This window comes from Curvivirga sp., assembly GCF_965219885.1.
Lineage (GTDB): Bacteria > Pseudomonadota > Alphaproteobacteria > UBA8366 > Aestuariispiraceae > Curvivirga.
Window position 1 is genome coordinate 568,812 of sequence record NZ_CBDCOT010000009.1, and the last position, 20,661, is coordinate 589,472.

A 20,661-nucleotide genomic window follows, 5' to 3' on the forward strand; every position below is an offset into this window, starting at 1 on the left:
CCCTTAACCAGCAATCAAAGCGAGCTGTTGTATCGTTTCTGCCTCAAACAGTTCAACAAAACTAAATAGCGCTTGCTCCATACTACTAATATTGATCGTCCAGATTGTGCCAATCATATGCCCAATTAAGAACCCTGATACAGATATTGCGATCAAAGCGACAACAACAATTTTGACTAACTGTTTCACATTCAAATTTTGAGTTTCATAAGTCATAATCAATCTCCTTAATTGAACAATGCTCATTTAGAATTATATGAACGATGTTCAATTGTCAATGATCATTGTTCAATTAATTTGATTTTAGGGTTCATTCCCGCTATTTTTCTGTGAGCACAAATGATAGATTTAGGATTAAATCATGGCGCGAAGATATGACCATAGCCGCGAAGAATTATTGCAAATGGCTATACAAGCAGCACGTAGTCTGGTTATCGAAGAAGGAACAAAAGCCCTTACGGTTCGAAAAGTAGCAACAGAAATGGGTTATGCCGTTGGAACTATATACAATCTCTTCAAAAATGTAGATGACTTAATCATTCACTTAAATGCCACCACGCTTGATGCACTTCACAATAATCTGACCACAATTGTGTTTAGTGGAAATGTGGAAAGCGATATTAAAAAATTAGCGAACAGCTATATAGATTTCACTTTTCAAAACCTAAATTTGTGGAATGCACTTTTCGAACATAGCTTACCCAAAGGCGAGATCTTACCTGATTGGTATAATAAGAAAATTGAACTACTTTTAAATATTGTTGAGGCAGCCCTCGCCCCCCTAAAAACATCTATATCTGAAGAAGAAATTAAAAAAGCGGCGCGCGTTTTATGGAGCTCTCTTCACGGTATCTGTTCTTTGGCGACAGCCGATAAACTTAAGATCATGACGAAAGACCCCGCGATAGAGCTGAGCAACTCATTAGTCACCAACTATATCGCCGGGCTTCAACAATTCAAATAAATGTTTGAGGTTTTGCTACTCAAACTCGACTAGTTTTTAGGTATCCACCACTCAACACCGCGTTCCGTCTCAATATATTCCGGCCAACGGAAATTATGAGGTGATGGATAGTCACATTGCGGTGCAATCCAGTTTTCACCGCCAACACCACCCGTGCGTTCCTCAAACTCTTCTTTCGCTTTTGCCAGAACCTCTGGTTTGGTTAGCAGATCAATGATTGTGTTTCCAATTGTCTTACTGGCACATAAAATCATCGGGTCGATCGTTTCCGGAATCCCGCCCAGTGCATTCATCACCCAAGCAGGATATTTCTTTCCGTTATCAGGTGCTTTCAAGGTTGGCCGCGCGATATATAACCGTACCGTTGGGGCATGCCAGCAAAATTCCGTATAATCATCTGAAGTGAAATTCTTTTGCCATTCAGGTAATTGTTTTCTTAATTCACGTTCAGCGTCTTGCGGCGAAATCAATTCCTCACATTCCGTCATGAATGGGGCATCCATTTCATCCAAGCCAAGATTACGTTGGATTTCCTGCGCTTTCTTTACAGCTGCCTTCCCTTCATTAAACTTTGGGGCACCTACAAATTCCAGATTGTCATAAGTTAGTTGCGCCATCACATGATTGGGAAGACCGGGTCTGGATTTACAAACCCAATCTTTTTTCCAACTACAATGCGAAATTTGAGCCGCCGCCGCTGCGTTTTGATCCAACACGCGTGTAACCGTTTCCGCCATTTCAAGATCAGGTACCCGCATAATATATTGAATTTGGGCAATTTGAGCTGGAAGATTATCTGCTGTTGCCTGCCCTGCTGTTAAGATACATTCATTCATAGACCATCCTGTACCAGCAGCCACCATAGATTCTTTTAAGAGTTTGGAAGTGCCATACATCTGCATCAATGCATCATTTGCGCCCGGCGCCCGCGCAGATGCATGAGAAGCCGCAATTGGTGAATCCGCTTCATCACTTTGCGATAACCAGGTTTCCGGCTCTTTACATTCAAAGGTATAAATCATGGCATAGGCAGCACCACAATGGGTATTCCATCGTGTCGTATTGGACAAAGGCAACATATAAAATGGATGGAAACTAATGGCCGCATCCAAATCATCATAATATCCGTTGGCCGCATGAATTGGTTTGGAACCACGCACCTTTTCAGCAGGTTCCCCAAAATATTTTAAAGTCCCCGGAATATTATACTGTTCCATCATTTTTTTGGCCGCTAACAAACCACCAAGACTACTAATACCCAAGGCTGAATGAGGGTCCGTATGACCACCTGCATGTTCACTTAAATTATCTCTCGCTCGTTGCACAGTATCTGCAGCCTGGCAATTTCCGGGTACAGCATCATATTCTGCGTAGCTGCCGATTGTGGGACCATCCCCATTTTTCCAAACCGCACAAAATGCGGTCGGCATACCACCACTGCCTTCTTCAACCTCAAAACCTTCTTCTCTTAAACGGTTCACATACCAAGCGCAGGACTTATATTCACGCCATGCTGTTTCCCCATAATTGAAGATAGTTTGATGCCAATCTGATAAATCTGATGCGTTATCATCAACCCATGCCAAGATTTCGTTTTTTATATTCTTCATTTTACGATACTTCCCTGAACACAATTATCCAACTGCTCTTGAATAGCCGACATATCGACTTCTTTTTTCATTGAAATCATGACCAATTGACTTTGTCGGTCTTGGTTTTGATATTGATCTTTGGACCATTCCTGTCGCGCCCCGACCACCTGCAACACCACACGTTCTTCCGGATATATATCTGAAAAGAAAACACCTTTTGCCCGGTAAATATCTTTGGGAAGTGTCCTGATGACGCTGCGAAGCTTTGTTACGTCTATCTGCTGATCACTTTTCCAATGCCATGTATGAAACAGACCCTTATGGGAATGCCCATGTTTATGGTTTGAGGAATCCATCAATGCCTTGCTCTGACCTGAAAGGGAAAACAGAATATCCAACGGGACGTCGGAATAATTCGTTTCAATCACACGCGCTGATGGATAAAGCCAGTCGTCATGTATACGTTTAAGGTCAGCCTTTGAAACATCCGCAGCCTTATTCATGACAATAATATCAGCGGCATCCAGTTGAGACATTGCAAGATGTTTCACATCCCCTTCTAGGTCTTGAATTGTTTGTGCATCAATTAATGTGACAACCGAATCAATCTGGAACACATCACGCACTTGAGGGTACTTCAATGCATTGATAATTTTAGATGGGTCGGACACTCCACTTGCCTCAATCACAATATATTCTGGTGGACCATCAGGATGAGATAGGAGTGCCTGAAGTTCAAACACCAGATCATTCTGCAAACTACAGCAAATGCAGCCGTTTTTAAGACTGATAGTGTTACCTTCTTGCTTTGCCAGAAGCTGACTATCAATATCAATTGCCCCAAAATCATTAACTAAAACAGTGATGTTTAAGCCATGATCACCATTCAATATATTGTTCAGCAATGTGGTTTTGCCTGCGCCTAAAAAACCACTAATCACACAAACCGGTACCGGGGTTATTTTCATATTCTTGTCAGCCTTATCATACTAAACATAGCCTAACGCTAAAAGTTTGGTCGTTCGTTCCAAACGGCTTCATTTGCGGAACCTTTAAATGCCTCTATCTCATCCCACGTACATTGACCTTGCAGCATGGTCAGCTGAACTTGGGTTTGATGAAGTTTTCCACGTATCTCAATTTCAAATGGATTATGTTCCAAAACGATCAGATCAGCCGATTTTCCAACTTCAATTGAACCCGCTTTTTCCTCTACCCCCATGGCATAAGCACCATTCAACGTCATGATGCGAATAGCCTCTTCAATAGAAACAGCAACGCCACTAAAAACCTCGTCACTATCAGTAAGAGGGTTCTGTCTTGTGATCATGGCTTCAAACCCGACCCATGGATTAATATGAGAAACGGGCCAATCAGTTCCCATCACAGCAATCCCGCCTGCATCCAAAACACCTTTGAAATTATACATCCGCGGCCAGCGCTCTTCTCCAACGGATTGGCGCGCTTTGGCAAAGGAAGATGGATACCAACCCACTGGTGAAAATTCAGCTGTTACATTCAATGCTGCAAATCTTGGTAAATTCTCATCAAGTAAATTCGTTGAATGCGCGCATTGATGGCGCACGCCATTTGGCCCGTTAACCCGACGTGCTTCTGCCACGGCATCTAAAAACAAGTCTGACGCCCCATCTCCTGTACAATGCGCAATTACCCGGATGCCCCGTCGGTCCAAATCAACCAGCATATCGGTAATATGCTCCGGGGTTAAGTTTAGGCCACCGCGCCATTTATTTTCTCCCGGCCAAGCAGTTGATAAATAAGATGAACGGGATTCATGGGTACCATCAAAATGGAACTTCACCGTATTGGCATTCAAACGACTGCTTCGGTAATAATGTCTTTCCCCGGCTAGAAGTTCCCATCGGCGTTTCACAGGAAAAATATCATCTTGCCAACTGATGGCTGCCTCAACACGGGCAGACATTTGCCCTGCTTCATCAATCGCTTTCAAAGCATCAAGGCGATGTTCGCATACATGCACGTATTTTGTACCAACAACGCCGCGGCTTGCCTGATAATTCAACCCATCTCGATAAGCGCGTTCCAACGCATGAGAAGGCGTCGGCGGCATCGCCTTATAAATGAGTGAATAAGCACCATCCACTAAGATACCTGTTGGCTCGCCACTCAACGGGTCCCGTTCGATATAACCATTTCCGGGATCTCTTGTGTCTTTTGTTATATTGGCAAGCTCCAAAGCCATGCTATTTGCCAAGATACACCCCCAAGATCGATCATGAATTGCGACAGGGCGATCTTTGATAAAACTGTCCAGCCAATATCGATCCGGAATAATACCTTCACGTTTAAAAGTGTATTTCACAAAATACTGGCCATAAATCCATCGTTCTTCGTTTTCCGATGCATATTTTAATATAGCATCTTTCACTTCGGATGGCGTCGGGTCTTCCTTTGCAATATCAAGATATCCTGCATATCCCGGGGCCAAAGCTAAATCCGGATGGGTATGCATATCATAAAGGCCCGGCATCACAAATTGACCTTGAAGATCAATGATATGCGTATTTTCATCAATAAGAGTTTCTAATTCTTCATACGTCCCTGTACCAATAAAGATACCGGATGAAATCGCCACCGCTTCACACCAAGGCTGGTCTGAATTCACGGTATATATTTTTCCATTCCTCAGAAGTATCTCTGCCGTTGTCATCGAAGGATGACAATTTGTGGATGAAAAGTTCTGCATATTCTTCATAAGTGATACCTGTCATTCAAAGAACGGAATCAATATTGATTATACCAATGTTCCTCTATGATAATTTAACATGCGAGAGTTTAAGACTGTATTGGTTATATATAACTCTCCACATGTCCTTCAGTCATAAAATACACTCTTGCACTTCTCAATAGCATTATATTACAATTAAATAGCATTTAATAACAAACAACATATTCCAAAAAGACTTTGCTGCATTCATCATGGTTGACTTAAACCAAAATCAAAACATGGCCCTCCAATTTTTCCGACGCCTCTTTTCCTGTTGGGATGATCTTTGCCCTGACATAGCTCTTAATGAGCAACTTGCAGCTTTCGGATTAAATCGGGCGGATATCGTTTCTGGAAAACAAAAAGTAACGATCGAACTTTACTATCGCACCTTACAGCTTATCGCCCCATCTTGTTGGAATCGCGGTTTCTTCTTAAGGCTTGGAGATAGTTATGATATTTTCGATCTGGGATTAGTAGGATACGCACTTGTCAGCACCTCAAATTTGCAACGCTCTTGGGAACTTTCCTCTGCACTCGTACCTCATCTCATTAAAACAGAAAGACAGGTATTTAGGGATCATGTTGAAATTCTTCTGGGTAATTCCCCACTAGATGACTTTCAAACTATTGCACTTTTTGAAGAATGGTTAACCAGTACATGGAAATGGACCTGCCAACGTTTACCAAAGATCAGGCACTGCCCAGATGTTAAAATCCATCTCAGTTTTCCAGAGCCCGCCCATAGCCATGTATATTCTGAAATTTTCCCCGGACAGATTTTATTCAATCAACCTAATACGCTTTATTCTTTCCCGATAGAATTTAATGAAAAAGCATTTTCATCCAGTAACATGGCCGTTTCAAAGTTATGCTTTGAACAAAGCTTGGCGACACTACCTTTAATGCAGCAAGCAAGTAACTTAGTAGATGAGGTGCGTTTATACCTACTACAATCAGCTAATGTGGCCTTTGCAAATATTAAAGAAACTGCTGAATATTTTGGAATGCCTGAACATACATTTAGGCGCCGACTAAGCAGGAACGATACAACCTTTCGCAATGTTCTTTATGAATCCCGCATGACCCTTGCCAGACAATATCTGTTAGGCACCAGATTATCCATAAACGAAATTGCATATTTAACGGGATACGAGCATCCCCCGAGTTTTTATCGTGCATTTACCAAAAAATATAAAACTACACCGGAACAATATCGCATTTCTGGTTAACCTTTCCCACTGCATACCCACTCGATAATCATCTGCTAATACTGATTAACCATCCATCGCTAGTTTATTAGACAATTTCAAATGTTGTCCCGACATTCCCTCTCCTAGTCATATAACCGTCACAAAAACATAACCCCAGTTTCGCATTCAAATTTTAGCTTCACCGTTAGTTTAAAGAAACGATTAGGTGAAACATGCGTGCTATTTCAGTTGAAAACTTAAATAAGACTTTCAAAAACAATCAGGCGTTAAAAAATGTCTCCTTCACTATCAATTCCGGTGAGATGGTTGCACTGATTGGCGCCTCTGGATCAGGGAAATCCACACTCATCCGCCATATCGGCGGTCTGGTAGAGGGCGATAAAAATAGCGGTAGCATCACTGTATTAGACGGTCAAATTCAACAATCCGGCAAGCTTGGTAAAAACGTTCGAAAAATCCGTTCAAACATCGGGGTGATCTTCCAACAATTTAACTTGGTAAACAGGCTGTCTGTTCTGACAAATGTATTGATGGGTTATTTGGGGAAAATCCCCGCCTGGCGAGGAACATTAGGCCTATTCACCCAAGAAGAAAAACTGCAGGCCATGCAAGCTTTACAGCGTGTAGGCATCGATCAATTTGCAACAAACAGAGCATCGAACCTATCCGGTGGACAGCAACAACGCGCAGCAATCGCCCGTGCAATCACACAGGGTGCAGAAGTTATTTTAGCCGATGAACCAATTGCATCCTTGGATCCAGCCTCTTCACGCCGCGTGATGGATACGCTTGAAAAAGTGAACAAAGAAGATGCCGTCACTGTTTTAGTAACATTACATCAAGTTGACTATGCGCTTCGTTATTGTCCACGCACCATCGCAATGCGTGATGGCGAAATTGTTTTTGATGGCGCTTCAAAACAACTGACCCCGTCATTTCTAACCAAACTTTATGGTGATGAAAGTATCGAACTTCTCAATAACGACAATAGTTTGGAACTACCAGATACCAACACAGAAACTCAAGCAGCAAATATCAAAGATGTCATTCAACCAATGCCTGTTGCCGCTCTTGAGACTGCTTAATCAAATCTAACTCATCTCACAAACTCACAGGAGTCTTCTCAAATGATCCGTAAACTTTTTGCCTCTGCAATTGTGTCAGCTACTGCCCTCATGGGTGTTGCACAAGCAGAAATGACTTATAAACCACTGGAAAGTGACCCTAAGGAACTAACCTTCGGTATTATTTCCACTGAATCTACATCCAACTTAAAAGACCAATGGCTACCTTTCACCGAAGCCATGGAAGAAGAGTTGGGAATGAAAGTGAATGCTTTCTTCGCACCAGATTATGCAGGTGTTATCGAAGCGATGCGTTTTGGTAAAGTGCATGTTGCATGGTTCGGCAACAAATCTGCGATGGAAGCGGTAGATCGTTCTGGTGCGGAAGTTTTCGTTCAAACATCAAAAGCAAATGGTAGCCAAGGTTATTATTCCCACATCATTACACATGTTGATAACGATAAGATTAATTCCTTAAAAGACATCTTTAAATGTGACAAATCCCTGAATTTCGGTATTGGTGATCCAAACTCCACATCTGGTTTCCTTGTGCCTTCTTACTATGTGTTTGCACAAAACGATGTAAATCCAAAAGATTGTTTTAAGACAGTTCGCAATGCGAACCATGAAACCAACTTAATGTCCACAGCGCATAAACAAGTTGACGTTGCTGCGAACAATTCCGAACAAATTGGCCGTTCCAAACTAAAAGCACCAGAAGCAGCGAAAAACATCAAGGTGATCTGGACATCCCCATTGATCCCATCCGATCCAATCGTTTATCGCAAAGATTTGTCTAAAGAATTCAAATCCAAAATCAAAAATTTCTTCCTAGGTTTTGGTCGCACCGGCGATATTGCTAAAGCGGAAAAAATTCTTGCAGGCATCTCAGACGGTCAAGGTAAATATATGGAAAGTGGTAACTACCAACTTTACCCAATTCGTCAGTTAGCTTTGTATAAAGAGAAACTACGCATTCAATCTAATGAAGGATTAAGTGCCGAAGACAAAGCTGCCAAAGTTGCAGAAATTGATCAAAAGCTCGCTGAATTAGCGATCTTGGTTAAGTACCAATAAACTGATCAGAAAATCAGAACGGCATCTCGGACGATCGAGGTGCCGTTTCATTTTCTGATGATGTCATGCACCAAGGAAAATTGAAAATGACTAGTTCCATTCCGTCTCATCCGACCTCTACACCAACTGTTACCGTTCCTTCTAAGGACTTAAAGAAATCCAGCCTGACCTGGATAATGTGGGGGGCCGTTTTCATTCTTCTTGCCGCATCTTGGGAAGGGGCAGATATGCGCCCAATGGCCCTGATTGATAATGCAGACAATATGCGTCAATTCGCCTCTGGCTTTTTCCCACCGGATTTATCTCAATGGACAATGTATCTGGAAGAAATCTGGATCACAATCCAGATTGCCATCTGGGGAACAGCCTTAAGTATTTTATGTTCTATTCCTTTTGGTATCTTATGTTCAGAAAATATCGTACCGATGTGGATCTACCAGCCTGTACGTCGTCTCATGGATGCAGCTCGCGCAATTAACGAAATGGTCTTTGCCATGTTATTCGTAGTGGCTGTTGGCTTAGGGCCATTTGCAGGTGTGTTAGCTTTATGGATTCACACAACAGGTATTCTGGCAAAGCTATTCTCAGAAGCTGTAGAGGCGATAGACCCTCGCCCGGTCGAAGGTATTCGCGCCACTGGCGCTACAGCATTACAAGAAGTGATCTTTGGTGTGATACCACAGGTATTACCACTTTGGATTTCCTATTCCCTTTATCGTTTTGAATCAAATGTACGATCTGCAACAGTGTTAGGCATTGTTGGCGCCGGTGGTATCGGCATGGTGCTTTGGGAAAATATCCGTGGTTTCTACTATGCAGAAACAGCTGCTGTGATGTTGCTTATCATTGTTTCAGTGAGCTTGCTGGATTTACTATCGCAACGCCTGCGTAAAATGGTTATTTGATGAATAAGTCAAAACAAACCAAACAACTCAGCGAAGAACCAACCATTCATGAAACTGCAATCGTGCTGGATTCCCAGATCGGTAAATGGACAGAAATTGGTCCTCGAAGCAAGATCATTGAATCCAGCATAGGTGATTATTCATATGCAATTCATGAATGTGATTTGATTTATTCTAATGTTGGGAAATTTGTAAATATCGCTGCACATGTCAGGCTGAACCCCGGTCAACATCCAATGGATCGTGCCTCCATGCATCATTTTCAATATCGTTCTTCTGCCTATAATTTAGGAGATGACGATATGAGTTTTTTTGACTGGCGTAGAGAGAAAACCGTTACGGTTGGGCATGATGCCTGGATCGGACATGGGGCAATAATTCAAGGCGGTGTTACGATTGGAATTGGTTCCGTCATCGGGTCCGGGTCAATTGTAACCAAGGATGTGTCGCCATATACGATTGTTGCAGGTGTTCCAGCTAAGCTCATTCGTCCTAGATTTGATAAAGATATACAGGATGCTTTGTTACGAATTCGCTGGTGGGATTGGGATCATCAGGACTATCTTGAACGTATGGAAGATTTCAGGAAACTATCCGCAAGCGAATTTTGCCTTAAATACGACCCTGCCTAAGTAAAAGATCTAGCTTATGAATTATAAACGATATGCAATTTATTATGCGCCCGAAGATCAATCAGAACTTGGGAAGTTTGGCAATCATTGGCTGGGCAGAAATCCAACAACGAAGAGTATCTTATCCTATCCTGATATTAAAAATATCTCACCAGCTCAAATTAAGGAAATAACCTTATCGCCATCGCGTTATGGCTTTCATGGAACATTGAAACCACCCTTCATACTTGAAGATGGTTTCAACTTTTCTGACTTTGAATCTAAAACCCTTGAATATGCGCGTCAGATAAAACCGTTTAACATCGGCACTTTAAAACTGGCCCGTATTGGAAAATTCCTGGCATTGATACCCGCAACAAAGTCAGAGGCATTATATGATTTAGCGGCAAAACTAGTTGAAAATCTCGATATTTTTCGAAAAGCTGCATCTGAAGACGAAATCAATAAAAGACGCGTAGCAGGCCTTAGTAATCGACAAGATGTATTGCTTCTAAAATGGGGATATCCTTATGTCTTTGAGGAATTTCGATTTCATCTGACACTCACTGATAAGTTAGATGAGAATAGATTGAATTGGCTTGAACCAATACTTTCAAATTACCTAGAACCCCTGACAACAGCGCCGATAAAGATAGAAAATATCTGTATCTTCGGAGATCCTGGTAATGGCGGTGCGTTTGATTTGTTAAAACGTATTAAACTAGGTGGCGTTTAGTCTGCTATTTTCAGTAACGATTTGAATAAAGCTTTTACAGGACGTTTCCAACTCACCGCTATTGTCAATCTGCTGGACATCATTTCCGCTCACCCTAAATGCTGATGATCGCGCCAACCTTTTCTCCACATCTTCAGGTGTTTCTCGCCCACGTGACGTTAAACGTTTCCGTAATTCTGCTTCATTTACTATAACAGATAAGACCACCACATTTTGGAACCTTAAACGTGCCTCATCCAGAATCGAACGCGAAACATTTACCACAACCGACCTACCCGCAAGAATAGCTTCTTCGACTGTTATTGGAATGCCATAACACAAGCCATGCGCTCGCCAATGAAAGGTAAATTGTCCAGCCTGACGTTGCTTCTCGAAATCATCCATTGTAATCGGAAGATGATCTTCGCCCCCTGCATCCATCGGCCGAGAGATATAACGACGAGGAAAAAGAATTTCTTCGGATTTGCTGAAATGATTTCGGGCAAAATTCAGAATACTATCTTTCCCAGAACCACTAGGACCGACCACAAGGAATAGAGTACCTTGTGGTTTGTCAAATAATGCAGCCAATTTGGTCATGACGATTTATCTCTTCACTCAGACAAGATAGAACGTCAGGAAACCCGACGACCTTCACACCAAACCGCGCGGATCACAGGATGATGTGGTGTATGATGCACATGGATCAAATCTGCTCTTTTGCCCACAGCAATCTCACCGCGATCCGTCAGGCCAACACTTTCAGCCGGCGTCTTACTGACCGTACGAATTGCCTTTGGTAAATCATACTCATCTAGGTCTTCATACAAAATCATCGCAGCATGCAGCATGCTATGAGGAACATAGTCGCTGGATATGATGTCCAGATAGCCTTCCTTCGCCAGATCTGTCGCGGCGATATTACCTGAATGCGATCCCCCACGTACTACATTTGGCCCGCCCATCAAGACGGATAAGCCGCCTTCATGCGAAGATTTAGCTGCTTCCATCGTTGTAGGAAATTCAGCAACAGTCATCTTATCATCTACTGCTTCGGCCACATGGGCAGCTGTTGCATCATCATGACTGGCCAACGCAAAACCGCGTCGATGTGCTTCTTCTACAATGAAACGTCGATTGGATTCACTATATGCCTCTTGATCTCGTTTACGTCTTTCAACGAAGGTTTCCATCTCGGCATCTGAATAACCTAACTTACCTTTATAATAAGTATAATAGGCATCCATACTGACAAATTGACGCTGTCCGGGGGTATGATCCATCACCGAAATCAGTTTGACCATTTCATTATCAATGACCTTATTCACAGCTAATTCCATTGTCCCGAAGCTCACTTCACAACGTAGATGCAGCATATGATCTGCCCGTAACAATTTATCATCACGGCATTGTTCTAATCCCTGGATCATTTCAGGAAGACGTTTTACCCGCGGGCTTTCTTCATCCGCATCTCCAATTGCTAAAGAATCAAATACCGTGGTGATACCTGCTGAGGTTATTTCATTATCATGCGCAATAACCGCGGCCACCGCAGGCCAATGAGCTTTTGGTCGAGGCATTAAATGCTTTTCAAGGTTATCGGTATGTAATTCTACCATCCCCGGTAAAATGTAATCGTTGCCCATATCTAGGGCGACAGGAAGACTGGAATTACTCGTACTTATATCTGCAATCACACCGTCTCTTAGATATAAGCTACCTTGGATAACTTCATCCGCAAGAACAATGCGAGCATTCGTAAAAATCTCTTCTTTCATTTACTCTGTCCGATAATTCGTCACGTCCAATTGACCGTTGCATACGGTATCTCTGGCTTCGTGATCATGAAAGATTCCCAAGATGGCAGCACCACGGGATTTGGCTTCTTCGATTAGTTCCAAAACAGTTTGGCGGTTTTGTGCATCCAACGACGCTGTTGGTTCGTCCAACAACATGATCGGATAGTCATAAACAAACCCACGGGCGATATTCACACGCTGTTGTTCCCCGCCGGAGAAAGTAAGCGGGGACAACCCCCATAATCTTTCAGGGATTCTCAATCTGGTGAGCAATTCCTTTGCTTTTTCAATCGCAGCTTCTTTTTTCTCACCTGCTTTCACAAGTGGTTCAGCAACAATTTCCAAAGTTGCAACACGTGGGATCACACGTAGGAATTGGCTAACATAACCAAGACTATAACAACGAATATCTAATATCTGGTGCGGGGATGCGGTTACCAAATCAAACCAAACGTCCTTGTGCTTAACATTGATAGCACCGCTACTGCATAAGTAATTGGCATATATCATACGCATGAATGTAGATTTCCCTGAACCCGATTCCCCTAACAAGGCGACACAATCCCCAGCTTTTAAGGAGAAATTGATATCCTTGAATACCGGTATAATCGTTTCACCTTCCGAAAAATCACCTTGGTTATATAAGGTGAAGTCCTTTGATACATTTTTTACATGAAGCATTTCTGACATTTTTCTTAACCTTATATAAAGCCACTAGGCCTGTAGAATGGAAGAAACCAATAACTGGGCATATGGATGCTGCGGATCATCCAGCACCTGATCTGTTAGACCAGTTTCTACCACCTGACCTTTGCGCATCACCATCAGTCGATGAGACAACAATCGGGCCACAGCCAGATCATGGGTCACAATCACCACAGAAAGCCCTAAATCTTGCACAAGCCCCCGCAGCAAATCCAAAAGTTTTGCCTGTACAGATACATCCAATCCGCCTGTTGGCTCATCCATGAAAACCAAACGTGGACCAGACACCAAATTTCGGGCAATTTGCAAACGTTGCTGCATACCGCCAGAGAAAGTCGAAGGTAGATCATCCAGACGTTCTTCAGCTATTTCCACATTGGTTAGCCAATTTTCTGCCTTATCCCGAATATTCCCGTAATGGCGCCAGCCCACAGCCATTAGTCTCTCACCGATATTTGCGCCTGCACTTACGCCCATACGTAAGCCGTCTCTTGGATTTTGATGGACAAAAGCCCAATCAGTACGCATTAAAAATCGTCTTTCAGGTTCTGATAACTCGTGAAAAAGATCACGAATATCACCTTGATTTGTATGATACTTTACTGATCCAGAGGTTGGTTCCAATTGCCCGGAAATACAACTCAGTAAAGTAGACTTGCCTGACCCGGATTCCCCAACGATCCCCAATACTTCACCCGGCCAAAGATCGAATGAAATATTCTCACAACCCACACGTGGACCATACATCAACGTTAAATCTTGAACTGAAAGCAGGGCTTTGTCTTCATGCAAGCCAATTGATTTATTTTCCATGATCATTCCCCAACCAATTTTGCAGCGGTTACATTTTCGGGATGCAGATGCCCACGATGCCCCTCATTCTGTCTTTCTTGACAAAAATCAGTATCTGAACAGACAAACATTCGATTGCCCTGATCATCTAAAATCACTTCGTCCAGGAAGCTTTCTTCCGCACCACAAATCGCACAATTCTCTTCCCATTTCTGAATCTCAAAAGGATGATCTTCGAAATCGAGACTGACTACTTTTGTATAAGGTGGAATTGCATATATTCTTTTTTCTCGCCCAGCCCCGAACAGCTGCAGTGCAGAACAATTATCCATTTTCGGATTATCAAATTTCGGGATCGGAGATGGATCGGTTAAGTAACGATCATTCACCAAAACCGGATAAGCGTACGCCGTAGAAACATGCCCATGGTGGGAGATATCTTCATATAACTTCACATGCATCAGGCCATATTCTTCAAGCGCATGCATTTTCCGTGTTTCCGTTTCCCGGGGTTCCAGAAAACGCAAAGGTTCGGGAATAGGCACTTGATAAACTAAAATCTGACCCCCATCGACGCCGCGTTCAGGAATGCGATGGCGTGTCTGAATGATGGTGGCGTCCTTGGTTTTTTCTGTGACTTCCACATCAGCAGTTTTAGCAAAGAACTGACGAATACTCACCGCATTCGTTGTATCATCACTGCCTTGGTCGATAACTTTCAAAACATCATCTGATTTTAAGATGGCAGCTGTCACTTGTACGCCCCCGGTTCCCCAACCATAAGGCATAGGCATTTCTCTGCCCGCAAATGGCACCTGATATCCCGGGATCGCGATGGCCTTCAAAATTGCACGTCGGATCATGCGTTTTGTTTGTTCATCTAGATAGGCAAAATTATAAGCTGCCATGCTCTCGCTCGGAGCATCTTCCATTAAATGATTTATATCTGGCATCACTATTACTCCGCAGCCTGTGGTTCTTGCATCGTGGAATTTTGTTTTCGCAATTCTTCCGCTTCCTTACGTAAACGGCGCACAAGTTCGAGCTCTGATTGGAAATCTACATAATGAGGAAGCTTTATATGCTCAACAAAACCCGTTGCCTGAATGTTATCGCTATGAGACAAAACAAATTCTTCGTCTTGCGCGGGGCTTTCGATCTCTTCGCCTAATTCACGTGCACGTAACGCGCGGTCGACCAATGCCATGGCGATCGTTTTTCTTTCATTTTGTCCGAATGTAAGCCCGTAACCACGCGTGAATTGCGGTGGTTCCGTCTTGGATCCTTCAAACTGGTTAACTGTTTCACATTCTGTTACTTCAATGTCGCCAATAGAAATCGGGAAACCCAATTCTTCCGGTTCAATCGTCAATTCAACGGTGCCATATCGAATTTCTCCAACGAAGGCATGATTGCGGGCATAGCCACGCTGTGTTGAATATCCAAGAGACAGAACAAACCCCTCATCCCCACGGGACAGGTTTTGCAAGCGAACGTCACGGTCAACCGGAAAATTCACAGGTTCGCGCGTTAAATCTCCGACATGTTGAGCTGCTTCATCTTGAATAACGGGTTCGGTTTGAATTAAACCTTCATGATGAAGTAGGTTATCCAAAACTCTTGGGATAGAAGCATCTAACCCATGCTCTTCCTGATGAGTTTTTGGTATTTGATTTTGCTCGGAGGCCAAATCAAAATCAATAAGACGATGCGTATAATCAAATGTAGGCCCAAGAATTTGACCGCCAGGTAAATCTTTATAAGTCGCTGAAACACGTCGATCGATATTCATATCTGTAGTTTCAATAGGCTTACTATAGGCAAAACGAGGTAAAGTCGTACGAAAGGCACGGATCAAAAAGATCGCTTCAATCAAATCACCACGCGCCTGTTTAATTGCAAGAGCGGCTAAATCCGGGTCATAAAGGGACCCTTCGGCCATAACCCGGCTAACGGACAAGGAAAGCTGCTCTCTAATTTGCTTGTGATCCAGTTCCGGTATGTTCTTATCGCCACGTCGATCTTCTGCGAGTAACTTATGTGCATTCGCAATAGATTTTTCACCACCTTTTACGGCTACATACATGACTAATCCTCCAATTTGGTGGTTCGCGGGATAGCCATCAATTCTGTATTGCTGGCAAAGATGATATCTATTCCACATGGATAAAGACTGTTCTTCATATCTCGCCATGAAAAAAAGCTATCCGGTAAATCCGGCATCTGAACTTGTTTGATATTTTCTATTCCCGGACCATTTAAAGTGACTTTCTTACTTCCACGAATGTTTGAAACCTGAATTATTAAAGTTGCTGATTGATCAGGGTATTGCGGATCACCTACAGGCAAATCCTGATATTGCGAAATATCCGTATCTTGGGTCGCAATTACAAAATCGGCCTGATTTGCGCTATCAACTATTTTCACCCCTGTATGAAGTGTGAGAAACCCGCGACTGATCGGGCTATCTAGTTCACTTGAAAGATACAAAGAAGTATCCATGTCAGCTAAAGTCAGGATAGCAGCAGAAGCAGCTTTTAAGAGCTCATCAGGGTGACCGCAAATTTCTGTCAGCTCTTCAACTGTTCCAGGCTCAGACATAACCTTTGCCAATACACGGAAAACTTCAGCAGAAGAATGAACCGGATCTTGCAAGCCGGGAATATTCATTCCACGGGCATCTTGGCTGCTTGAAAACTCTGTATGCATTATGCCTCTCCTCTCACCATTGCAAAGAAATCCACCTTTGTAGATGCAACTTTTTGCTCCCGTTCTTTACGGTTGGCCGCAAGTCGCTGATGAATTGGGTTTATGACCTTTTCAAGTAACAAGCTTTGCCAGGTATCTATTTGTAAAACTGCATCAAATAGTGCTGAAAATTCGGCGTGTTTAACATCACGCCCTAAGATATAGGCATGCCCGATTTCCCCACTATCCAAGATCACTGAACAACGTGTCGTCGTGACTTCGCCAAGATTGAATTGCCTGCCTTGCCCGCCTGCACGCCCACGGCTCATCACCAGACCTGTCTCAGGCTGGCGGATATAAGAATATCGATTAGAAAAATCTTCTTTTGCGTAGACATGTTCGATCCAATATTTACGCAACTCCTCACAATTGGACCGCGCTAAAACAGACATCCAGAATTGTCGGTTTTCGGTTAAAGCCGTCTCAGTGTCAGTTTCTAACTGAACTATTTCCGGGGCCTTTCCATCACTTTTTTGCATTGCCTGTATTTCTCCACGCGTTAAGCCAATTAGAAGATCTAATCACCAGAAAATGAACAAATTTCAAATTTGTCTAGACATCTATATATTTTTGTTATAAGAAAAAGATGACTCAGCTTCAATGGCTGTTTTGTGAATTTTTTGTGACCCTTCTTTTCAGGGAACATGGGAATGGAATGGGAAAGAGGTTCCACCAAGTGGAAGCAGATCGAAGAGATCGTATTAAGTGAAGTCGCCAATGGCCTATATAAACCCGGCGAGAAACTACCAACAGAATTCGCGATGGCAGAACGATTTGGCGTGAATCGTCATACAATACGTAATGCTATTTCTTCCTTGGTAGAAGCGGATGTTCTATATGTTGAACAAGGGCGCGGTACTTTTGTACGCGACACGACCCTGGATTATACATTGGGGAAGCGCACTCGTTTTTCTCAGAACATTTCTCAAAAGGATAAGTTACCAGATAAGAAATTACTGCATTGGGAAATCATTAAAGCAAAAAAGGGGATCGCAAAAAAACTAGGCGTCAAAAAAGGAGATGCAATTATCTTACTGGAATCTGTTTCCATCGCCGATAATGTACCTCTCGCCTACTCCAAAAATTACCTGCCATCGTTAAGATTCCGTGGGATTCAGGATACTTTCAACAAGACCAAATCCTTAACAGATGCGTATAGATATTTTGATATTGATGATTATACGCGTTATTCCACTAAAATCTTAGCAGAAATGCCGTCTACTTTTTGCGCGGATATACTAAAACAACCCAAAACCAAACCAGTTCTGCGTACTGACGGCATTGATGTTGACATGAACGGCACACCAATCAGCGTAAACAAAACCTACTTTGCCAGTCAACGCGTACAACTTATCATCAATGCGCATTAAAAAAATAGATGGCAGAGATAAATGCATATGCACAAAACTATATCATCGTTCTGAAAATGACACGATCTCTCTTGCAATTCTAGTCGTTGCCTCAACAGATAAATGATTTGAATCTAAATACATTAATTCACCATTAAGTGTCACATAGCAAAAAGAATTGTCACACAAAAACTTACTCGGATCTATAAACGTAATGTTATCCGGAAACTTAGTATCTCTCATTTTATTCAAGATAAAAGAATTACGCTCATCATAATGACTACGAGGAATACCAATCACCCGTTCTATCGCACCATCGATATCGGATCGAAAAATCATACGTTGAACATTCTTATCAAGCTCAGGATAAGGCAATAGAATATATATATTTTCCTTATGCCCAGCTAAATCTAACAGCAGATTCTTAAACGAACTCCACAGGAGTTCACGCTTATCTGTTACAGACAAATCTCCCCCAATTGATTCTGGTTCAAAATCAGGGTGATCGGGATATAGATTTAAATTTTCACCAAATAAATGATAACTGTAACGATAGTTGATTACCACGTTTTTTATGTCAGCTTTATTAATTAGCTCATCAATTGCCTCAGTTGTCCAACTTGAACAGTATTTATATACTTCACTGTAATTTGAAACCAAAGGCGGACAACCACTATAACTGAGATGTTTAAGCCCTATGCCTTGCTCTTTTAGCTCTAAAGCTAAAGCATACGAAAGCTCAATAACATGGCTATCCCCTAATGTAGCCCATGTCACTTTATCATTAAAATAGGTACAAGCTTGGCTTGGTAGTAAATAGTCCTGCCCCGAAGTATGACAATCTTTCAACTTCGGACTCCAGTTAGTTGACACAATCAAGTTTCGTGCTTCATTTGATAATCGATCAGGGAATCCTTTATACAAATGCCCAATCGCACCTACACCAATGAAGAAAGTTAGCAGTAAGAAACTAAAGAAAAATATCTGCTTGCGAGAAAATTTGGTCCTATCTCTAAACGGCAATTCGATATACTTCCAACTCACAAAACCTAAAACTAAAGACAGTACAGATAGAAGAAGAAACACAGAGTCAGACGGAGAAAAATAACTCTTTATTCTTGCAAAAGCAAATAGAGGCATGTGCCACAAATAAGCACTATAACTTATCAAACCAATAGCAACTAAAATTCCAGAAGATAAAAGCTTATATGAAATTGTGCCCGCAGAAGAAAATAGAATAATAAGGGCCGTGCCGATCACAGAAACTAAAACATTATAACGTGAAAGACTGCTTTCTAAAAAAGGCAAAAAGAATCCGCAAACAAGAAGCAACAACCCTAAAATCGATAACAATTGACTGCTTTTAATTTCCTTATGATAGAGAATAAAAGCGATAATAGCCCCAGTTAACAATTCCCAAGCTCGAGAAAACGGAAGAAAGAACGCAAACTTAGGCTCATTAATCAAAGCCGACAAGCTTTCAGGAATCTCAAACAGCGATACAATATCAAGAAAGAAATAACTCGCAAGCCACAAAATCAATATGATTGATACAATCAATTTACGAGAAACAACAAGAAGTCCACACATAAGTATGGGAAATAAAACATAAAATTGCTCTTCTACGGCAAGACTCCAAGTGTGCAAAAAAGGTTTTTCCTCAGCAACTAAATCAAAATAGCCACTTTCCCACCAAAATAAGAAATTTGACGAAAACAACCCCATAGAAAATAGGCTTTGTGAATAATCCAGCAACTGCTGGGGAAACATCCAAGCCCAAGCAAATGGAATACTAAGTATGCTTATTAAACCCAGAGCTGGCAAAATACGCCGAGCACGCCTCTCGTAAAAATTTATTATTGAAAAACTCTCGTTATCTATCTCCTTCAAAATAATTGAGGTAATTAAAAACCCCGATATTACGAAGAAAATATCAACACCAACATAACCTCCCGAAAAGGCTTCAAACCCTGCATGAAATAAAATAACAGGAATCACAGCACAAGCTCGCAAGCCATCAATATCTGCCCGATAATTCATTTTAATTTCCTTTATTGAAATCAAACAGAATGGGCGTATGTGATAAGATAAAAATCACTTTACTAAATCCTTATAGTGAAAGATTTATGTTGGACAATTCCTATGATCACTCAAAGTCAAAAAGCTGTTACTTATCAATAATCATTCACAGAGCTATTAGAAAAAATTGGACGATAAAGCAAGAACTTAGTTGCAAATTCAATTGCTATCATCTTTACACGTCTTAAAATAAAATTCGAAGAAAATGAATTTTATTTAGTAGATTAGACTATAATGTGTAAATCTCAGTAAAACATCTGATATTCATTATATTTTCCTCACGCAAGATTGAATTACC

General features: G+C 41.9%; 21 protein-coding genes. 8 read left to right on the forward strand and 13 right to left on the reverse strand.

Annotation, left to right across the window (positions count from 1 at the left end):
* Positions 1–3: 3 nt before the first annotated feature.
* Complete coding sequence (locus ACOQOA_RS08080) at positions 4–216, reverse strand: hypothetical protein (RefSeq protein WP_420548136.1); 213 nt, start codon at positions 214–216, stop codon at positions 4–6.
* 145 nt (positions 217–361) lie between these two features.
* Here ACOQOA_RS08080 and ACOQOA_RS08085 point away from each other — a divergent pair, with 145 nt between their 5' ends.
* Complete coding sequence (locus tag ACOQOA_RS08085; RefSeq protein WP_420548137.1) at positions 362–964, forward strand: TetR/AcrR family transcriptional regulator; 603 nt, start codon at positions 362–364, stop codon at positions 962–964.
* A 29-nt stretch (positions 965–993) separates the two neighbouring features.
* On the opposite strand, the gene ACOQOA_RS08090 is transcribed toward ACOQOA_RS08085, so the two are convergent.
* The 3 genes from ACOQOA_RS08090 to ACOQOA_RS08100 are packed head-to-tail and all read right to left on the reverse strand — an operon-like array spanning position 994 to position 5,203.
* Positions 994–2,574, reverse strand: a complete 1,581-nt coding sequence (locus ACOQOA_RS08090) for a hypothetical protein (protein WP_420548138.1) — start codon at positions 2,572–2,574, stop codon at positions 994–996.
* Positions 2,571–3,524, reverse strand: a complete 954-nt coding sequence (locus ACOQOA_RS08095) for a CobW family GTP-binding protein (RefSeq protein ID WP_420548139.1) — start codon at positions 3,522–3,524, stop codon at positions 2,571–2,573. The genes ACOQOA_RS08090 and ACOQOA_RS08095 overlap by 4 nt, the downstream gene beginning before the upstream one ends.
* 38 nt (positions 3,525–3,562) lie before the next feature.
* Positions 3,563–5,203: an amidohydrolase gene (locus ACOQOA_RS08100; RefSeq protein ID WP_420548140.1), complete on the reverse strand. Its 1,641-nt coding sequence runs from the start codon at positions 5,201–5,203 to the stop codon at positions 3,563–3,565.
* A 314-nt stretch (positions 5,204–5,517) separates the two neighbouring features.
* Between ACOQOA_RS08100 and ACOQOA_RS08105 the strand changes: the two genes are divergently transcribed.
* The 6 genes from ACOQOA_RS08105 (at position 5,518) to ACOQOA_RS08130 (ending at position 10,912) form a co-directional block, all read left to right on the forward strand.
* Positions 5,518–6,537 carry a helix-turn-helix domain-containing protein gene (locus tag ACOQOA_RS08105; RefSeq protein ID WP_420548141.1) on the forward strand — a complete coding sequence of 340 codons (1,020 nt, stop codon included), beginning with the start codon at positions 5,518–5,520 and terminating at the stop codon, positions 6,535–6,537.
* Positions 6,538–6,731: 194 nt separating this feature from the next.
* Complete coding sequence (gene phnC, locus ACOQOA_RS08110) at positions 6,732–7,604, forward strand: phosphonate ABC transporter ATP-binding protein (RefSeq protein ID WP_420548142.1); 873 nt, start codon at positions 6,732–6,734, stop codon at positions 7,602–7,604.
* Between the two features lie 42 nt (positions 7,605–7,646).
* Complete coding sequence (gene phnD / locus ACOQOA_RS08115) at positions 7,647–8,660, forward strand: phosphonate ABC transporter substrate-binding protein (RefSeq protein WP_420548143.1); 1,014 nt, start codon at positions 7,647–7,649, stop codon at positions 8,658–8,660.
* An 86-nt stretch (positions 8,661–8,746) separates the two neighbouring features.
* Positions 8,747–9,565, forward strand: coding sequence for a phosphonate ABC transporter, permease protein PhnE (gene phnE / locus ACOQOA_RS08120; RefSeq protein ID WP_420548144.1), 819 nt, complete (start codon positions 8,747–8,749; stop codon positions 9,563–9,565).
* The gene (locus tag ACOQOA_RS08125) at positions 9,565–10,197 is read left to right on the forward strand and encodes a chloramphenicol acetyltransferase (protein ID WP_420548145.1); all 633 of its coding nucleotides are present in this window, start codon (positions 9,565–9,567) and stop codon (positions 10,195–10,197) included. The genes phnE and ACOQOA_RS08125 overlap by 1 nt, the downstream gene beginning before the upstream one ends.
* Positions 10,198–10,213: 16 nt before the next feature.
* Positions 10,214–10,912, forward strand: a complete 699-nt coding sequence (locus tag ACOQOA_RS08130) for a DUF1045 domain-containing protein (protein WP_420548146.1) — start codon at positions 10,214–10,216, stop codon at positions 10,910–10,912.
* Here the strand turns inward: ACOQOA_RS08130 and phnN are convergent.
* From phnN to phnG, 8 genes are read right to left on the reverse strand one after another with little or no spacing between them, the layout of a single operon-like run.
* The gene (gene phnN, locus ACOQOA_RS08135; RefSeq protein WP_420548147.1) at positions 10,898–11,491 is read right to left on the reverse strand and encodes a phosphonate metabolism protein/1,5-bisphosphokinase (PRPP-forming) PhnN; all 594 of its coding nucleotides are present in this window, start codon (positions 11,489–11,491) and stop codon (positions 10,898–10,900) included. The two genes, ACOQOA_RS08130 and phnN, sit on opposite strands and share 15 nt — an antisense overlap.
* 35 nt (positions 11,492–11,526) lie before the next feature.
* Positions 11,527–12,669, reverse strand: a complete 1,143-nt coding sequence (locus ACOQOA_RS08140; RefSeq protein ID WP_420548148.1) for an alpha-D-ribose 1-methylphosphonate 5-triphosphate diphosphatase — start codon at positions 12,667–12,669, stop codon at positions 11,527–11,529.
* Positions 12,670–13,380 (reverse strand): phosphonate C-P lyase system protein PhnL, encoded by a 711-nt coding sequence (gene phnL, locus ACOQOA_RS08145; protein WP_420548149.1) that lies wholly within the window; start codon positions 13,378–13,380, stop codon positions 12,670–12,672.
* Positions 13,381–13,404: 24 nt separating this feature from the next.
* The gene (gene phnK, locus ACOQOA_RS08150) at positions 13,405–14,208 is read right to left on the reverse strand and encodes a phosphonate C-P lyase system protein PhnK (protein ID WP_420548150.1); all 804 of its coding nucleotides are present in this window, start codon (positions 14,206–14,208) and stop codon (positions 13,405–13,407) included.
* Between the two features lie 2 nt (positions 14,209–14,210).
* Positions 14,211–15,140, reverse strand: coding sequence for an alpha-D-ribose 1-methylphosphonate 5-phosphate C-P-lyase PhnJ (locus ACOQOA_RS08155; protein ID WP_420548151.1), 930 nt, complete (start codon positions 15,138–15,140; stop codon positions 14,211–14,213).
* 5 nt (positions 15,141–15,145) lie between these two features.
* On the reverse strand, positions 15,146–16,273 hold the full coding sequence (locus ACOQOA_RS08160) for a carbon-phosphorus lyase complex subunit PhnI (RefSeq protein WP_420548152.1): 1,128 nt from the start codon (positions 16,271–16,273) through the stop codon (positions 15,146–15,148).
* A 2-nt stretch (positions 16,274–16,275) separates the two neighbouring features.
* Positions 16,276–16,896, reverse strand: coding sequence for a phosphonate C-P lyase system protein PhnH (gene phnH / locus ACOQOA_RS08165; RefSeq protein WP_420548153.1), 621 nt, complete (start codon positions 16,894–16,896; stop codon positions 16,276–16,278).
* Positions 16,896–17,414: a phosphonate C-P lyase system protein PhnG gene (gene phnG / locus ACOQOA_RS08170; RefSeq protein ID WP_420548154.1), complete on the reverse strand. Its 519-nt coding sequence runs from the start codon at positions 17,412–17,414 to the stop codon at positions 16,896–16,898. Before phnG ends, phnH begins: the two co-directional genes overlap by 1 nt.
* Before the next feature lie 171 nt (positions 17,415–17,585).
* Here phnG and phnF point away from each other — a divergent pair, with 171 nt between their 5' ends.
* Positions 17,586–18,305 carry a phosphonate metabolism transcriptional regulator PhnF gene (phnF, locus tag ACOQOA_RS08175; protein ID WP_420548155.1) on the forward strand — a complete coding sequence of 240 codons (720 nt, stop codon included), beginning with the start codon at positions 17,586–17,588 and terminating at the stop codon, positions 18,303–18,305.
* Between the two features lie 42 nt (positions 18,306–18,347).
* Here phnF and ACOQOA_RS08180 read toward each other — a convergent pair whose 3' ends face one another.
* Positions 18,348–20,324 (reverse strand): acyltransferase family protein, encoded by a 1,977-nt coding sequence (locus ACOQOA_RS08180; protein ID WP_420548156.1) that lies wholly within the window; start codon positions 20,322–20,324, stop codon positions 18,348–18,350.
* Between the last annotated feature and the right edge of the window lie 337 nt (positions 20,325–20,661).

Bases quoted from the DNA above. Each gene is read 5' to 3' on its own strand.
- phnD (WP_420548143.1), top strand. From the start codon at position 7,647: ATGATCCGTAAACTTTTTGCCTCTGCAATTGTGTCAGCTACTGCCCTC.
- phnN (WP_420548147.1), bottom strand. From the start codon at position 11,491: ATGACCAAATTGGCTGCATTATTTGACAAACCACAAGGTACTCTATTC.
- ACOQOA_RS08140 (WP_420548148.1), bottom strand. From the start codon at position 12,669: ATGAAAGAAGAGATTTTTACGAATGCTCGCATTGTTCTTGCGGATGAA.
- phnC (WP_420548142.1), top strand. From the start codon at position 6,732: ATGCGTGCTATTTCAGTTGAAAACTTAAATAAGACTTTCAAAAACAAT.
- ACOQOA_RS08090 (WP_420548138.1), bottom strand. From the start codon at position 2,574: ATGAAGAATATAAAAAACGAAATCTTGGCATGGGTTGATGATAACGCA.
- ACOQOA_RS08125 (WP_420548145.1), top strand. From the start codon at position 9,565: ATGAATAAGTCAAAACAAACCAAACAACTCAGCGAAGAACCAACCATT.
- phnG (WP_420548154.1), bottom strand. From the start codon at position 17,414: ATGCAAAAAAGTGATGGAAAGGCCCCGGAAATAGTTCAGTTAGAAACT.
- phnK (WP_420548150.1), bottom strand. From the start codon at position 14,208: ATGGAAAATAAATCAATTGGCTTGCATGAAGACAAAGCCCTGCTTTCA.
- ACOQOA_RS08105 (WP_420548141.1), top strand. From the start codon at position 5,518: ATGGTTGACTTAAACCAAAATCAAAACATGGCCCTCCAATTTTTCCGA.
- ACOQOA_RS08085 (WP_420548137.1), top strand. From the start codon at position 362: ATGGCGCGAAGATATGACCATAGCCGCGAAGAATTATTGCAAATGGCT.
- ACOQOA_RS08160 (WP_420548152.1), bottom strand. From the start codon at position 16,273: ATGTATGTAGCCGTAAAAGGTGGTGAAAAATCTATTGCGAATGCACAT.
- ACOQOA_RS08095 (WP_420548139.1), bottom strand. From the start codon at position 3,524: ATGAAAATAACCCCGGTACCGGTTTGTGTGATTAGTGGTTTTTTAGGC.
- ACOQOA_RS08155 (WP_420548151.1), bottom strand. From the start codon at position 15,140: ATGCCAGATATAAATCATTTAATGGAAGATGCTCCGAGCGAGAGCATG.
- ACOQOA_RS08130 (WP_420548146.1), top strand. From the start codon at position 10,214: ATGAATTATAAACGATATGCAATTTATTATGCGCCCGAAGATCAATCA.
- phnH (WP_420548153.1), bottom strand. From the start codon at position 16,896: ATGCATACAGAGTTTTCAAGCAGCCAAGATGCCCGTGGAATGAATATT.
- ACOQOA_RS08080 (WP_420548136.1), bottom strand. From the start codon at position 216: ATGACTTATGAAACTCAAAATTTGAATGTGAAACAGTTAGTCAAAATT.
- phnL (WP_420548149.1), bottom strand. From the start codon at position 13,380: ATGTCAGAAATGCTTCATGTAAAAAATGTATCAAAGGACTTCACCTTA.
- phnE (WP_420548144.1), top strand. From the start codon at position 8,747: ATGACTAGTTCCATTCCGTCTCATCCGACCTCTACACCAACTGTTACC.
- ACOQOA_RS08180 (WP_420548156.1), bottom strand. From the start codon at position 20,324: ATGAATTATCGGGCAGATATTGATGGCTTGCGAGCTTGTGCTGTGATT.
- phnF (WP_420548155.1), top strand. From the start codon at position 17,586: ATGGAATGGGAAAGAGGTTCCACCAAGTGGAAGCAGATCGAAGAGATC.